Source organism: Rhizobium sp. CG5, from assembly GCF_023701945.1.
In the GTDB taxonomy this organism is placed as follows: domain Bacteria; phylum Pseudomonadota; class Alphaproteobacteria; order Rhizobiales; family Rhizobiaceae; genus Allorhizobium.
In genome coordinates this window covers 15709-29784 of record NZ_JABAEF010000009.1, presented here as the reverse complement: position 1 = coordinate 29784, position 14076 = coordinate 15709, and the positions used below count along the sequence as shown (strand labels likewise).

Below are 14076 nucleotides of genomic sequence, written 5' to 3'. Positions count from 1 at the left end.
CAAAGGCCGGGCCATTTCCGATGAATTCATGCCCGAGGTCTATGCGATGAGCACCTTGTCTTTCCGTGACATCTCGCTGCGCTATGCTCCGCAAAATGGCCGCTCCAGAGAGCTGCATCCATGGGTTCTGGAACGGATCAATCTCAGCATTGCCACCGGGGAATTCGTCGTCATCATCGGCCGCTCGGGCTCCGGAAAGACCAGTCTGCTCAATCTCGCGGCAGGCTTCATCGCGCCGACTGAGGGCACGATCACCGTGGATGATGTGCCGATCGCCGGCCCCGGCGCCGACCGAGCCGTGGTGTTTCAAGACGATGCCCTGTATCCCTGGCTCAACGCACGCGACAACATCGCCTTTCCATTGAAATTGCAACACGTCGCCAGTCAGCATCGCCGGGTACGCGCCGACGAACTGCTTGAGCTGGTCGGATTGGCCGACGCTGGCGATCGGCGGATATGGGAACTGTCTGGCGGCATGCGCCAGCGCGTCGGCATTGCCAGAGCGCTGGCTTCGGACCCCCGCTTCCTTCTGATGGACGAACCACTGGGCGCGCTGGACGCGCTGACCCGCAGCCGCATGCAGGGTTTCTTGCTGAATGTCTTGCAAAAGAGCGGAGCCGGCGCCCTGCTGATCACCCACAGTATCGAGGAAGCACTGCTGCTGGCCACCCGGGTCGTCGTTCTGGAACCCGACCCGGGGCGGCTTGCTGCAGACATTCCTGTCGGCTTCGCGGGCGAGATTCTAGCTGGCGCGTCGCCGGCTCAGATAAAGTCGTCGCCGCTCTACAAAAGGATGCATGATGGCTTGACCAGCCTCATCAACAGGAATGCGAATGAGGACGCCGCATGACCCTATCGACAGAACTACCCGAGGCGCTTGTCGATCGAAACGCGACCCCCGTCGTCCTGCGCCGGCCCGAAGTGCCGATCTATGTCTATTCCTGCCTGACGATTGTAACGCTGATTGCCCTGTGGTGGCTTGCCTCCGCCTACAAGCTGGTATCGCCGGTGTTTCTGCCGGCTCCGCCGGTGGTGCTGCAATCGGCCTGGAACCTTGTCACCGTCGGATTTGTCGATTCCACCCTGGCCGAACACGTCGCCGCTAGCCTCAAGCGCATACTCGGCGGTCTCCTGGTCTCGGTTCTGGTCGGCGTGCCCGCCGGTCTGGCGATCGGCACCAGCCGCATCGGTCGCGGCATTCTCGATCCGATCGTCGAGTTCCTGCGGCCCCTGCCGCCACTTGCCTATCTGCCGCTGATCATCATCTGGATCGGAATCGGCGAAGGCTCGAAGATTACGGTCATCGCCCTGTCCATGCTGCCGGCCATCGTCTTGTCGACCTCCGCCGGAGTACGGTCAGTGTCCAAGGATCACATGAACGCCGCGCGCTCGTTTGGGGGCAGCGAAATGCAGTTGCTCACACATGTCATCTTGCCCTCCGCCCTGCCCTCCATCCTCACCGGCATCCGCATCGCGCTGGGAACCGGCTGGTCGACGCTCGTCGCCGCGGAACTGATCGCCGCGAGCCAGGGGCTGGGTTTCATGATCCAGTCCGCCGCCCAGTTTCTCGTCACCGACGTCGTGATCGCGGGAATCGCCGTAATCGCTTTCATCGCTATCCTGCTGGAATTGGCGGCCCGTGTTCTCGAACGCGCGCTCGTGCCCTGGGCAAACAGGTCATAGTTGCCGGTTTCGGTCGTTTTTTTGGTCGAAATCCAGCGCGACTGTTGCACGTCAACAGCGCAACACAAAAAACGACCAAAAAACGCAGTTTTCTGTGCTTGCGTCATTATTTGGTAAAAACTATTTAGTTTGTGGACATACAATCGCGTTTCAATCGAAGCGCGATCAATCGCATTTATACGCCCACCCCTGTTTCGACGTCCCACGACATGAGATTTGAAAATGCTAACCAACAAAGGCAAATACGGATTGAAGGCGCTGGTCGATCTCGCGCGGCTCGACAGTGGCGAAACTGCCTTCGTCAATGAGATCGCGACCCGCAACAATATTCCGAAGAAATTCCTCGACACGATCCTGCTGGAACTGCGCAACACCGGCATTCTGCGCTCGAAGAAGGGGCCCAATGGCGGCTATTCGCTGTCCAAGCCGGCGTCCGAGATCATGATCGGCCAGGTCATCCGGACGCTGGACGGGCCGCTGGCGCCGATTCGCTGCGCAAGCCGCACCGCGTTCGAAGCATGCGACGACTGCCGTGATCCCGACACTTGCCAGGTGCGTCGCTCGATGAGCGAGGTGCGGGATGCGATCGCCATGATTCTCGATAACATGACGCTGGCGCAGTTCGTCAATGACGAAACCACCGTGTCGGTTGTGAGCAGCGAAAAACAGGCTGGCTGAAGGCTGGACGTCGCGTCCATAACCTCACCTGTCAACCGCCCCGTCCGTTTCCTGTGACTGGGCAGGACCAGGCGTCTCCTTGGCCAAATCGGACCCAAGTTCGACAAGCGCGTCCTCGGATCGGCCGTCTGCCGTCTGCACAAACGTCTGGGTAGCCGCAATGGCAAGCGCCTTGGCCAGCTGACCGGCCCGCGTGATGGTACGGGCGCCGGGTGTCACCTGGGCGATGTCGATCTCGGTGCCGCAGCGATTGATCAGAGCTGCGAGAGACTCCATTTTTACGTAGGCCCTGGCAATCTCGACCTTTATCACGCGCAGGTCGCTCTCGTCAGCGTCGTGACGCCGGTCGCGAAGACGCTGGATCGAAGACAGAAATGTTTGCGTGGACTGGCCCAGAACCAGGGCACCGTCGAGCAGCTGGCCCGTTGCGCCAGACATCAGGCGCGCATCGGCACTGGCTTTCAGAACGGCATCTGCCGCGACATGGAGCCGCTGGAATGACAGCCGGTGGTGACCGGGCTCGCCTGGCGTTATACCAATTTCCCGCGCATGGCGTGGCACCAGGACAAAACGTGGCTCGCCCCGCTCATCCGCCAGCAACAGCGTCAGCCAGTCGACCGACAGTGCTGCGCTGCTGGCAATCTCGCCGTCCAGACAGTAGCCGATGCCCTCGGTCGACAGGCGAAGCCCTCGCTCGCTGACGGGACCATCGCCACGCACAAGGCCGCTGAAACATTCCCCGCAGGCGACACGTGCGAAAATCGCACGGCGCTGTTCTTCGCTGCCGGCGTTGCGGATGGCTTCAAGGGTCGAGAAATGTCCGGCAAGCGCAGTCGCGGATTCGGGTGACGTGGCCGCAATGATCGACACGGCTTCCGCCATCACGGCGTTGGAAATATCCAACCCGCCAAAATCCACCGGAATCGATATGGCAAACAGGCCGGACTGAACCAGGTCGTCCCAAGACGGACCGGACCGATCTCCCGCCTGTCCACCGCTGACCAGGCTGCGCGCAATGCCCAGCACTTCGTCCTCGGCCCCAATTCGCGTGGGAACGGTGCGCAATCGCTCGTGTAGATGCGTTACTGTTCCCATCGCTTGCTCCTTAGGACCGATATGCAGACTGCGCCGAACCAGCCATTAACCACAAGCAGCTTACTTCCCGTCTGAACGCCCTCCAAGTGACGCTGCACGCCGTGATCTGCCAACTAGAGCAGGAACACGGCTGCGGTGACGAACAAAAATGCCGCGGCAACGCAAGATGCCTGCAGGCAATAGGACAGACTGATCTGCCGTGATTTTACCAGACGGCGCTTGGGCGCGGAACCGCTAAAGGCATAGGACATGATCTGATCTCCTGTTGCGGTTCAAAGGACCGGAAACATGCCCCAAAAGACATGTTCGGAGTCCCTGTGTGGTGGCAATTCCTTTGCCTCGGCGTCTGCGACGGCCTTGTTGGCGACCTTGGCCGGTCGCTTGCCCAATTCAGGCCGTTGCGGCTCTACACCAGCCTCGCGGCGGGTAAGCCCGAACAGATCGAAGGAAAAACTCGCTATCCCCATGGGCATAATGCATGTCTCCCGTTTTGAACGATCACAGATGCGACGTTAACAATTTCGCCGCTACCGGGTTCCAAGTCAATATATTCCATAAAATTAGTATTCTATATTTCGAGCACTTCGGAGCAGGATTCTCCCACCGCGCCGGCCCGCCACGAAAAACGTCGCAGCCATGAGCCGATCGTCCGCCGTGGGCTATTGAATAACAAGGCTTGCCAACGCTTCCACCCGGCGCTTTCCCTGAAGGCTCGGGCTTTGAACAGGGCGCCGCGACGACCCCTGCACGAGCCGCATCAAATCATAGGCCACCGGCCATCGGCCATGACCGCTTTGGATATTGATATGGCCGGCAGCACCGATATCGATCAACTGGCTGCCCCAGCATCGGGCAACCTGCTGAACGCTGCCGAAACTCATATAGGGATCGTCAAGGCTTGCGACGACCAAACTGGGAAATGGCAAGGGATCGAGCGGCATCTCCCCGAAGTTCAGCACACAAGGGTGCAACCGCTCCGTCGCCTGCAGGTCGCAAGGCGCCACCAGCAGCGCTCCGCGGATATGCGCCCCCAGCGGACTGCGGGCGACGTTTGCGGTCAGCAGGCAGCCAAGGCTGTGCGCCACGATCCAGACATCGCCGATCGCGGCGATCCGATCTTCCAGCCGCTGCCGCCAATGGTGAAGATCGGGACAGGTCCAGTTATCCTGCTCTACCAGTTGCGCATCCGGTTGATCGAGCACCCAGTGCCGTTGCCAGTGCCCATCGCCCGAACCGTTAAGGCCGGGCAGGACAAGCGTCGCGGCGTCATTCACCAAAGCCCCCTGCTTCATACCAGCTATGCTTCGGCCTGCGATTGCGACCCGTCGGTTAGAAATTGCCGGGCAAGGCGGAATACCGTCCGTTGCCATAGACCAGTGAACCGCCGCCGGCGGCACGGATGGCCAGCACGCGACCGATGACGATGACATGGCTGTGCCGTTCGATCGCCTCCTCCACTTCGCAGTCGATCGCCGCCGCCGCGTCATCGAGAACCGGCGCGCCGCTTGCCAGCGTCGTCCATCCAAATCCACGATATCGCTCAGCGCCCCGCAATCCGCCGCGCCCTGCGAACTGACTTGCCAAGCCCTCATGAAGGGGTCCGACGACGTTGACGCAGAAATGCCCAAACCTCTCGACCACGGGCCAGGTGGACGATGTCCGGTTCAGCAAGACCAGCATGCGGGCCGGCTCGACCGAAAGAGCGGTCGCGGACGTCACGGTGGCACCCGAGCGCTGCTCGCCCTCCCCGGCCGTGATGATGCTCACGCCGCCGGCCAGATTGCGCAACGCTGCCTTTAAACCCTCGGCATCGACGGCATAGTCGATAGCCACTGCCGCAGGTTCGCGAGCGGTCTGGCCGAAGGCTGCTTGTGTAATATTCATGTAAGCTCTCCAGAGAAGAATTGACGTCGCGTCATGTCGCAAACTAGCAGCCAATCACGCCTGTCCGCAGATATAGAATTTCATTGTCCATATATTTGATAGAAATTATGCCTAAGATCGCGTGCGGTGCGCGTCAGGGATGGCGAGCAGGCCCAGCCAGTCGGGGCGCGGCGTTGAGCCCCGGTGAACAGGGGCCGCAATCCACGCAGATCAGAGGTGGCGGCGCCATAGTCAATGGCCGCTCGGAGCCTTGCAAAAATGATGTTATTCACCATTTCTATACATTGAATCAATTGTTGTCTTGAGGCCGACGCAATTGTCGCGTAGCCAGATTGTCGTTGGGTGCATTTGAATCGTACAATTCAACCTGCGCCACCTATTTCAGCGTTCACATCAATCGAAAGCTTCTCCATCAATGCTGACAAAAAAAGGAAAGTACGGGCTGAAGGCGCTTGTTGACCTGTCTCGCTTGAATGCAGGCGAAACAGCCTTCGTCAGCGAGATCGCAACGCGCAATAACATCCCCAAGAAATTCCTGGACACCATTTTGCTGGAACTGCGCAATGTCGGAATTCTGCGGTCAAAAAAGGGGCCCGGCGGTGGATACTGTCTGTCGCGGGCAGCCTCCCACATCAACATCGGTGAGGTGATCCGCACGCTTGACGGTCCATTGGCGCCCATACGATGCGCGAGCCGCACGGCATTCGAGACCTGTGACGACTGTGCCGATCCGCAGGCCTGTCACGTACGCCGATCGATGAGCGATGTTCGAGATGCCATTGCGTCGGTGCTGGACCACATGACGCTCGAGCAATTTGCCAACAAGGACGGCACGGAAGAGCAGACTGCCGTAGAACGGCAACCTGAACTGGTTTAGGTCTGCGGGCCCGGCTCCGGATCGAACGTGTAGCGGAAATCGCAATGCGAGGCACCGCGCATGATCGTCTGCGTGCGCTCCAGCTTTATCCTGGAATCATATCCCTGACAGAAGACGCTGTCCCTGTTGCAGGATAACAGGTGACCGATGTCGCCGAGCCCCATGGCGCGATAGGTCTCAGCGTACCGACACCGCGTCACGTTGTAGTCAAAGACCGTGTCGGACGCTTCGATCACCTCGATCTCCAGTGCATCGTCTTTGGTCCACAGATGTTGCAGCGCCTGGAAGGAACGCAGGCTCGTGCCGCCTTCGGTATTTGCCGCAAATGCTTCGGCCGCAGCAAACGCCGCCTTGCTGATGGCGGCATCGATGATGACCTGGGCGCGCTGCTTGCCAATCTCGGCCACCATGCTCTCGTAGATGGGCGCGATGATCGCGGCTTCGATCTTGCGCTGGGCGAGAATTCCGAGCTCGGCAGGTGTCTGCGCGCCTTGCGAGTGAACGTCACGTGTCATAAATCCGGTCTTTCTCCTGCGCAAAACCGTTGCGGAGTTTAAGCGAACTGGGACGCCGGTCGAGGGCGCCCCAGATCATGCGGGCTGCCAGACGCAGCCGTTAAGAGCCAGATACGACCTTGAGATTGCCCCCATGTCCGCCGCCGCCGAACACCTGCTTTTCGCCGAAGGACGAGCGGATCTGGTTGCGGGGTCCGCCAAGGCCGATTTCCGGAAACAGCAGTTCCGAGACGCGGTAGGCTTCTTCCAGATGCGGATAGCCTGACGCAATGACGGTATCAATTCCGAGGTCCTGATATTCCTTCAGCCGCGCGGCAATCGTTTTGGGAGATCCGACAAGGGCAGTGCCTGCGCCCGAGCGCACCAGCCCGATGCCCGCCCAAAGGTTGGGTGAGACTTCCAGCTTGTCGCGGCGACCATTGTGCAAAGCCAGCATGCGGGCCTGACCGACCGAATCGGAGTTTTTGGCAAAGCCGTCCTGTGCCGCGGCGATGGTCTCGTCCGACAATTTGGAGATCAGGCGATCTGCCGCCTCCCAGGCCTCGTCGTCGGTTTCGCGGACGATGAAGTGGAGACGGATGCCGAACGTCACCTCCCGGCCGTGAGCGGCGGCGGCCTTGCGGACCTTGGCGATCTTCTCACCCACCTGCTCCGGCGGCTCGCCCCAGGTCAGGTACTTGTCGATGATACCGCCGGAAAAATCGATCGCCGCATCGGACGACCCGCCGAAATAGATCGGCGGGCGTGGTGTCTGCACGGGGGGAAGACCGAGTTGAGCATGATGCGCTTGGATATATTTGCCGTCGAGATGGGCCTTGCCTGTCTCGATCAACTGGTTGAACACCTGGAAAAACTCGTCGGCATGGTCGTAGCGTTCGTCATGCGGCAGGAATATGCCATCCCCCGCCAGTTCCTGGGCGCTGCCGCCGACGACGATGTTGAGCAGCAGCCGGCCCTGGGACACCCGGTCCAGGGTCGACGCCAGCCGCGCATAATAGGCCGGCGACGCCGTTCCGGGCCGGATCGCCACCAGGAATTTCAGTTTCTCGGTAAAGGCAGCCAGATGGGCGGCCAGGATGAAGGATTCCTCGCAGGCGACGCCGGTGGGTATCAGCACGCCCGAATAGCCGAGCCGGTCGACCGCCTGGGCAATTTCGCGAAAATAGCCGGGGTCGGAAGGCCGGGCCAGATCGTCTGATCCCAGATAGGACCCATCCCCCGAAGACGGGATAAACCAGAGGAAATCAAGCGGATTGTCTTTGCTGCTCATGGCAGTCTCCTTTTATCAAGCTTGGGTCGAAGCGCGGCGTCAACTCGCCCTGTCGAGGGTCAGCGACGCCGCATGGTGCGATAGGAATGTTTGCGCCTGAGCCGCCACGAAAACGGCATGCTCCGTGACCTGCGGCAGGCCCATCAGTTCGCCGAACGTGCCACGGGCAAGCGGACCCACCACGTACAAACCGGGGTTCGGCTGTCCGTCAGCGCCAAGCGCGACAGCATGCAAGTCGCAGGCAATTCCGAGCCCTGTCGGGCAGGCGCTCAGCAGCCCGGCCTCCCTCATCGCGGCCAGAAACGGCTGTGACGACAGCACGTCGCCATGGGCCGGGCCGGTGGTGACCACCACGGCATCGAATGCCTGCGGGGCTGGCACCTGCTGGTATCGTCCACGGAAAGTCACCACGATGTCGGAGCCGCTGACCGCGGCTGCCCTGACCGATGCCGCGCGGACGTCCAGCCGGCCGGTCGCAATCGCCGTGTCCAGCACCGCCTCGACCTGGGGCGCGATGCGAAATCGGTGAACGTCCCAATAGGGCCGCACCCATCGGGCCAGCCGGCGCCGTTCCCCCACCGGCAGATGCTGCCAGATCTCATGGCCCTGGCTGCGAACGGCATCGAGAACCGCATGCCAGCTCAGCCCCTGGGCGGCGGCCGCCTTCAGCGTCAACCGGATCCGGCCCAGTAAGTGCGACGCAGTGTGGCTCGGCTGGGATGAGAAATCGCCGAACGGTTCCTGCACCTGGGAAACGTGCCCCCGAGACCGCAGGCCACGCCTGGAAATCGAGACGATCGACCCGACATGGCCACGACCGTGCAGGGCGGCGACCACATCGGCCGAGGTCAGACCATTGCCCACCACGAGAACCCGGTCCCCTGCCCCGATCACGTCGAGCGCACCAGGCTTGGTGACATCGACCACCAGTTTCGGGTGATGGCGGATAGGCTCCAGGGCCGCTGGTAACGCGGGTGCCGGATGGCTGACGGCAAGAACAACTGCATCGGCGGTCAGAAAGGCGCCAGCCGCGTCCTGCAGCCTCCAGCGAGAACCGGAACGCTCGATCCTGGTGACGGTGGCGCGTCGGTGCTCAATGGCACCCGACGAGACATGGGGGGCCAATTCCGCACCGACATAATCCCCGAAGACCGATCTTTGCGGATAGGCGAGACCCTGGGCATCATACGCCTGCCGATCACCGGCCAGCGCCTCCGTCTGCTCCAGATAGTGGGCAAAGCTCTCGGGATCATCGGGATAAAGGCTCATCTTGCCGGCGGGCACATTGATGCGATGAGAAGGCTCAACAGTGCTATAGGCAAGACCCGCCCCAAGCTTATCACGCGGCTCGAAAACAACAATCCGGACTTCCTGGCCCAACCGCATCGAGCGTGCGATATGCAGCGCCAGCGCCGCACCGCTGAAACCGCCTCCGACAATGGCGATCACGGGCAAAGATCTTGTTGACGGCATGCGGGGCTCCAGAAATCCAACAACTTTACAGTGGCAGTGTCGACCGTAAGCCTATTGAAATCAATATAATCTACCAAATTAATATTTTATTGTGCGTTGTCGAAGCGGAACGTTAGTCCATGGATTGCGGCGCGCAAACAAAACTGAACCGAAGCCGATCCGGCACGCCTTTCCCCACAATATCAGGCCAAGGTCGCTCGTGTTTTCACGTCCTGCAGGGACTGCTCCAGAAGGCCACCGAGCTGTCGCTTGACGTCTTCGAGGGCGCGAGACCGGCGATCTCGTTTGCGCGGCACACCGATGCGCACCTCGTCGAGAATACGACCGGGCCAGGGACGCATGACGACCACCCGGTCGGCCAGCACGGCTGCCTCTTCGATATCATGGGTGACAAGCAGCATTGTGGTGCCGTTGTCGGCCCAGAGATCGACCAGATGATCCTGGAGATCTGCCCGCGTCAGCGCGTCGAGCGCCGAGAAAGGCTCGTCCAGCAGCAGCAAAGCCGGCTTGGTCACCAGGGCGCGCGCCAATGCCACGCGCTGGGCCTGCCCACCCGACAGCTCCTTGATCCAGCGTCCGCCATACTGGGCAAGTCCGACCTTGTTCAGCGCCGTCGAGACCTGCTCCGCCCGCTCTGACGCCGGCAGCTGCCGAAGCCCGAAACCGATATTGTCCGCGACCGATAACCAGGGAAACAGACGCGGCTCCTGAAAGACGATATTGACCAGCGCATTCGGCTCATGGAGCACCGCGCTGTCGAGCCTGATCTGGCCGCGCGACGGCGTTTCGAGACCTGCCAGCAGCCGAAGCAGAGTGCTTTTGCCGCAACCCGAACCGCCGATGATCGCGACGATCTCGCCTTCTGCGACATTCAGCGAGAAGTTGTCGAGGGCGTGGGTTCCATTGGGATAGACCTTGCTGAGCTTCTGGATTTCTAGCATCTCACGCTCTCCGGCCATGATTATCCTGCCATCGCAGGAACGGTGCCGTCGCAAGGATCAGCAGCGTATCGGTGGCCTTGCCCACCACGGCGAAGATCAGGATGGCGGCCATGATCTGGTCCGGCTTGCCAAGCTGCTGACCATCGACAAGCAGATAGCCCAAGCCCTCCGACGCCCCCATGAATTCCGCGGCGACGACAAACATCCAGCCCAGCCCCAGTCCGGATCGCAGCGCCAGCACATATCCGGGCAGCACCGACGGAAGCAGAATTCGCCAGACCAGATGAGGCCCGGAAAGTCGAAACACCCGCCCCACTTCCACGATCCGTCTGTCCACACCCGCAACCGCGCCCGAAACGCCGAGATAGACCGGGAAGAACACGCCGACGCCGATCAGGGCGATCTTTGATACCTCGAAAATGCCGAACCACAGAATGAAAAGCGGCACCCAGGCAATCGACGGGATCGCCCGCAGCGCTTGGAGACCGGGATCCAGAAAGCGCGAAATAGTCTGTGAGTAACCCGTCAGTGCGCCCAAGACGGTGCCGGCGACAGACCCCAGGAAGAAGCCCACCGTGACCCGCCAAAGCGTGACGCCGACATGGGTGGACAGATCGCCGCTGGCCGCAAGCTCATAGACCGTGGCCGCAATCCGGGACGGCGGCGGCATCAAACGGCCGCCGACGACACCGAATTGAATGAGCGCTTCCCACAGCAGCAGAATGGCAGTGGGCACGACGAACCCGACGGCCGGATGAGCGCCAAGCGAGGACCGGCGCCGCCGGCCCTCCTCTGTACCCACCGTGGTTGGCTTGGATAGCGCCTGATCCAGGACGGCCATATCCGCGGTCTCCCCTTGCGTGCTTACTGGCCGATAGAGGCGCTGAAGCTCGGATCGATCAGGTCACCGACCGTGGCCTTGACATCCACGTCCGGCTTGACGACGCCTGCGGCCTGCAGTGCCAGGCCGGCGGCCTGGATCGTTTCGCGCTGGGCATCGCCGATCCGCGAATGCGTCAGGTCGGTGCGCTCCAGCTGTCGGGCAATGACCGCGTCCGGCAGCTTGGTCGCCGCCACAAGGGCCGCCTTCAACTGATCCGGCTCGGCCAGCGCCTTGGCGCGCGCCTTTTCATAGGCACCGATGACGATCTTGACGACGTCGGGATGCTCCTTGGCAAATTCCTCGCGGACATTGAGGATGCCCCAGCTGTTGTTGGCCGGATTGCGATGGAACAGCACGTCGCCGTTCTCCACCTCCGCGGATGCCATGATCGGGTCGAGCCCAGCCCAGGCATCCACGTCGCCGCGCTGAAGGGCCAGTTTGCCATCGGCATGCTGCAGCAAGACCAGCTTGACGTCCTTTTCCGTCAGCCCGGCATCGGCCAGGGCGCGCACCAGAAAGATATGGGGATCGGTTCCGCGGGTCACGGCGATCGACTTGCCCTTAAGCTCCTCGACCTTGGTAATCCCGGTATCCTTGCGTGTGACCAGCGCCGTCCATTCCGGACGGGAATAGACATAGACCGACTTGATCGGATTACCGTTGATGCGGCCGATCAAGGCGGCAGCACCCGCCGTCGAACCGAAGTCGAGGGATCCGGCATTCAGGTATTCCAGCGCCTTGTTGGAGCCAGCCGACTGCACCCAGGTGACCTTGATGCCATCCTTTTCGAGATCCTTCTCCAGAATGCCGTCATTCTTCAGAATGAGGCTGACCGGATTATAGGTCGCCCAGTCAATGCGGATTTCCGAGAGATCCGCCGCCCTGGCGACGCCCGAGAGCCCGATGGCCAAGGCCGCGCCAAGAGCCAAACGAAGGATAGATTTCATGGTAGCCTCCTATGATGATGATCAAATCTACAATTAATATAGACAAAGTATGCGCACCGCATTCCAATTTTGGCGCTGTCTAAGGAATAAAGCACCGCCGGCCACGCGGCAGTGGGATGCATTATGTCGCGTGCCGTTTTGACGGATGTCCGAAATAGCGGCTGGGTCCACCGACAATCTTCGAGCCATCGCCTCTCTACCCCGAGCGGAACCGCTGCGGCTCTGGTCTCGTAGCCCCGCTGAGCCGGACCGAAAATGCGCCAGACCACCTCTGTAGACAGGACCGTTTAAACTCTATATAAATTGTAGACAATAAGCCTGTGCCTGTTCAAGACGTGCCTTCGTTGAACCGAAAGGAGAACGACATGCTGAGAATTGCCACCCCTCTGGAGAGACGATTGATCCCGCAAGCAAGCCCGTGCAGGGTCGCCATCATCGGCGGCGGTTATACGGGCGCCACGATCGCCCGCCTTCTGGCGATCGGCGGTCACTGCGAAGAGCATGACATCGTGGTCTTTGAACCGCGCGGCAAACTGGGCTCGGGTCTCGCCTATGACACGAACGATTCTGCACTAAGGCTCAACGTATCCGCCGCCCGCATGCGCGCCATTCCCGACGAGCCCGATGCCTTCCTGCGCTGGCTGCACGACAGCGGCACTCTGGCGGCAGACCCCGATGCGACCGCGGCCGATGGGGCGATCTATGCTCGCCGTTCCGATTTTGCCCGCTTCATGGCCGAACGCATGCAGCCTGTCATCGAGGGCGGACTGGTCCGCCATGTGCGCGAGCGGGTCGAGACCGTGGTGCGCAGCGGCAGCGGCTGGCGCGTGACCGGCGATGGTGGCACGAGAGTCATGGCAGATGTCGTGATCATTGCCACAAGCCATCCCAAACCCAAGGCGCCGGGCCCCATCGCCTACGCCCTGAACGGACATCCAAGGTTCATTTCCGACCCGTCGCAACCCAACGCACTCGACGCCATCCGCGATCAGGACCGTGTGTTCGTCATCGGCGCCGGCCTGACCGCGCTCGACATCATCACCTCGCTGCGCCATCGCGGGCATGAGGGCAAGATCGTTGCCTTTTCGCGCTCTGGTCTGATGCCGCAGGAACAGGCCGCCGGCACACTGGGACCCCACGGCGATTTCGTCTCAAAGCCTTGTCACACGGCGCTGGCCCTGTTGCGTCAGGTGCGCAGAGCACTGGCCGAGGCGCAGAGCCGGGGTCTGCCATGGCAGAGCGTTTTCGACGCCCTTCGCCAGCAGGGCCAGACGATCTGGCAAAACCTGCCTCCTGTCGAGCAGAAGCGCTTCCTGCGTCATCTGCGCCGTCGCTACGAGACCCATCGCTACCGCATGCCGCCGCAGGTCGCGACCATAGTCGATCAGGGTCTAAGGGATGGTCGCGTGCTCATGCGCCCCGGCCGCATCTGTCGGGTGGAGCGCAGCGCAAAGACTGTCAGTGTCGATCTTATCGTCAAGACGGAAGGCGTCGTCGAACGGCACGACTTCGAATGGGTCGTCGTTGCCACCGGGCCTGACCACGCTTCGGTCGTCACCCGGCAACCCTATCTGGCGGAACTGGAACGGTCCGGCTGCATCCAGAGAGACAAACATGGCCTCGGCATCGCCTGCGACGGCGACAGTCGTGCCATCGGTCTGGATGGTCACCCGATCGAGACCCTGCTGATCGCCGGTCCCTTGGCCCGCGGCACCTTCGGCGAACTGACGGGCGTGCCCGAGATCGCGGCCCAAGCCGAACAGCTTGTTGCCGGAATTTCCGCGCGCCTGCTGCAAGGCCTGCCCCGGCGCCGTCACGCCTGACCAACAT

General features: G+C 61.4%; 15 protein-coding genes. 5 read left to right on the top strand and 10 right to left on the bottom strand.

Annotated elements, in window-relative coordinates:
* Nucleotides 1-46 precede the first annotated feature (46 nt).
* The 3 genes from HGO38_RS15885 (at nt 47) to HGO38_RS15875 (ending at nt 2361) form a co-directional block, all read left to right on the top strand.
* The gene (locus HGO38_RS15885; RefSeq protein ID WP_250957069.1) at nt 47-850 is read left to right on the top strand and encodes a taurine ABC transporter ATP-binding protein; all 804 of its coding nucleotides are present in this window, start codon (nt 47-49) and stop codon (nt 848-850) included.
* Nucleotides 847-1683: an ABC transporter permease subunit gene (locus HGO38_RS15880; protein WP_250956879.1), complete on the top strand. Its 837-nt coding sequence runs from the start codon at nt 847-849 to the stop codon at nt 1681-1683. The genes HGO38_RS15885 and HGO38_RS15880 overlap by 4 nt, the downstream gene beginning before the upstream one ends.
* A 222-nt stretch (nt 1684-1905) precedes the next feature.
* Nucleotides 1906-2361 carry an RrF2 family transcriptional regulator gene (locus HGO38_RS15875; protein WP_250956878.1) on the top strand — a complete coding sequence of 152 codons (456 nt, stop codon included), beginning with the start codon at nt 1906-1908 and terminating at the stop codon, nt 2359-2361.
* Nucleotides 2362-2385: 24 nt separating this feature from the next.
* On the opposite strand, the gene HGO38_RS15870 is transcribed toward HGO38_RS15875, so the two are convergent.
* The 4 genes from HGO38_RS15870 to HGO38_RS15855 form a co-directional block, all read right to left on the bottom strand.
* The gene (locus HGO38_RS15870) at nt 2386-3456 is read right to left on the bottom strand and encodes an acyl-CoA dehydrogenase family protein (RefSeq protein WP_250956877.1); all 1071 of its coding nucleotides are present in this window, start codon (nt 3454-3456) and stop codon (nt 2386-2388) included.
* 113 nt (nt 3457-3569) lie between these two features.
* Complete coding sequence (locus tag HGO38_RS15865) at nt 3570-3707, bottom strand: hypothetical protein (RefSeq protein WP_250956876.1); 138 nt, start codon at nt 3705-3707, stop codon at nt 3570-3572.
* 408 nt (nt 3708-4115) lie between these two features.
* Nucleotides 4116-4730, bottom strand: a complete 615-nt coding sequence (locus HGO38_RS15860; RefSeq protein WP_250956875.1) for an RBBP9/YdeN family alpha/beta hydrolase — start codon at nt 4728-4730, stop codon at nt 4116-4118.
* 55 nt (nt 4731-4785) lie between these two features.
* A complete protein-coding gene (locus tag HGO38_RS15855; protein WP_250956874.1) occupies nt 4786-5340 on the bottom strand; it encodes a flavin reductase family protein in 555 nt (184 codons plus the stop codon).
* Nucleotides 5341-5755: 415 nt separating this feature from the next.
* Here HGO38_RS15855 and HGO38_RS15850 point away from each other — a divergent pair, with 415 nt between their 5' ends.
* Nucleotides 5756-6217, top strand: a complete 462-nt coding sequence (locus tag HGO38_RS15850; protein WP_250956873.1) for an RrF2 family transcriptional regulator — start codon at nt 5756-5758, stop codon at nt 6215-6217.
* Here the strand turns inward: HGO38_RS15850 and HGO38_RS15845 are convergent.
* From HGO38_RS15845 to HGO38_RS15820, 6 genes are all read right to left on the bottom strand, one after another.
* Nucleotides 6214-6732 carry an L-2-amino-thiazoline-4-carboxylic acid hydrolase gene (locus tag HGO38_RS15845; RefSeq protein ID WP_250956872.1) on the bottom strand — a complete coding sequence of 173 codons (519 nt, stop codon included), beginning with the start codon at nt 6730-6732 and terminating at the stop codon, nt 6214-6216. The genes HGO38_RS15850 and HGO38_RS15845 overlap by 4 nt on opposite strands.
* A 100-nt stretch (nt 6733-6832) precedes the next feature.
* Nucleotides 6833-8002 (bottom strand): FMNH2-dependent alkanesulfonate monooxygenase, encoded by a 1170-nt coding sequence (ssuD, locus tag HGO38_RS15840; protein ID WP_250956871.1) that lies wholly within the window; start codon nt 8000-8002, stop codon nt 6833-6835.
* Nucleotides 8003-8041: 39 nt separating this feature from the next.
* Entirely contained in the window at nt 8042-9475 is a 1434-nt protein-coding gene (locus tag HGO38_RS15835) for an FAD/NAD(P)-binding protein (RefSeq protein ID WP_250956870.1), read from the bottom strand.
* Between the two features lie 182 nt (nt 9476-9657).
* Nucleotides 9658-10416: an ABC transporter ATP-binding protein gene (locus tag HGO38_RS15830; RefSeq protein ID WP_250956869.1), complete on the bottom strand. Its 759-nt coding sequence runs from the start codon at nt 10414-10416 to the stop codon at nt 9658-9660.
* 1 nt (nt 10417) lies between these two features.
* Nucleotides 10418-11257 (bottom strand): ABC transporter permease, encoded by an 840-nt coding sequence (locus HGO38_RS15825; RefSeq protein ID WP_250956868.1) that lies wholly within the window; start codon nt 11255-11257, stop codon nt 10418-10420.
* Nucleotides 11258-11280: 23 nt separating this feature from the next.
* Nucleotides 11281-12246, bottom strand: a complete 966-nt coding sequence (locus tag HGO38_RS15820) for an aliphatic sulfonate ABC transporter substrate-binding protein (protein ID WP_250956867.1) — start codon at nt 12244-12246, stop codon at nt 11281-11283.
* A 365-nt stretch (nt 12247-12611) separates the two neighbouring features.
* On the opposite strand from HGO38_RS15820, the gene HGO38_RS15815 reads away from it, so the two are divergent.
* Nucleotides 12612-14069, top strand: coding sequence for an FAD/NAD(P)-binding protein (locus tag HGO38_RS15815; RefSeq protein ID WP_250956866.1), 1458 nt, complete (start codon nt 12612-12614; stop codon nt 14067-14069).
* Nucleotides 14070-14076: the final 7 nt, after the last annotated feature.

Excerpts from the sequence above, each read along its gene's own strand:
- HGO38_RS15845 (WP_250956872.1), bottom strand. The coding sequence starts at position 6,732 with ATGACACGTGACGTTCACTCGCAAGGCGCGCAGACACCTGCCGAGCTC.
- HGO38_RS15870 (WP_250956877.1), bottom strand. The coding sequence starts at position 3,456 with ATGGGAACAGTAACGCATCTACACGAGCGATTGCGCACCGTTCCCACG.
- HGO38_RS15865 (WP_250956876.1), bottom strand. The coding sequence starts at position 3,707 with ATGTCCTATGCCTTTAGCGGTTCCGCGCCCAAGCGCCGTCTGGTAAAA.
- HGO38_RS15825 (WP_250956868.1), bottom strand. The coding sequence starts at position 11,257 with ATGGCCGTCCTGGATCAGGCGCTATCCAAGCCAACCACGGTGGGTACA.
- HGO38_RS15855 (WP_250956874.1), bottom strand. The coding sequence starts at position 5,340 with ATGAATATTACACAAGCAGCCTTCGGCCAGACCGCTCGCGAACCTGCG.
- ssuD (WP_250956871.1), bottom strand. The coding sequence starts at position 8,002 with ATGAGCAGCAAAGACAATCCGCTTGATTTCCTCTGGTTTATCCCGTCT.
- HGO38_RS15885 (WP_250957069.1), top strand. The coding sequence starts at position 47 with ATGAGCACCTTGTCTTTCCGTGACATCTCGCTGCGCTATGCTCCGCAA.
- HGO38_RS15830 (WP_250956869.1), bottom strand. The coding sequence starts at position 10,416 with ATGCTAGAAATCCAGAAGCTCAGCAAGGTCTATCCCAATGGAACCCAC.
- HGO38_RS15835 (WP_250956870.1), bottom strand. The coding sequence starts at position 9,475 with ATGCCGTCAACAAGATCTTTGCCCGTGATCGCCATTGTCGGAGGCGGT.
- HGO38_RS15875 (WP_250956878.1), top strand. The coding sequence starts at position 1,906 with ATGCTAACCAACAAAGGCAAATACGGATTGAAGGCGCTGGTCGATCTC.
- HGO38_RS15820 (WP_250956867.1), bottom strand. The coding sequence starts at position 12,246 with ATGAAATCTATCCTTCGTTTGGCTCTTGGCGCGGCCTTGGCCATCGGG.
- HGO38_RS15815 (WP_250956866.1), top strand. The coding sequence starts at position 12,612 with ATGCTGAGAATTGCCACCCCTCTGGAGAGACGATTGATCCCGCAAGCA.
- HGO38_RS15880 (WP_250956879.1), top strand. The coding sequence starts at position 847 with ATGACCCTATCGACAGAACTACCCGAGGCGCTTGTCGATCGAAACGCG.
- HGO38_RS15850 (WP_250956873.1), top strand. The coding sequence starts at position 5,756 with ATGCTGACAAAAAAAGGAAAGTACGGGCTGAAGGCGCTTGTTGACCTG.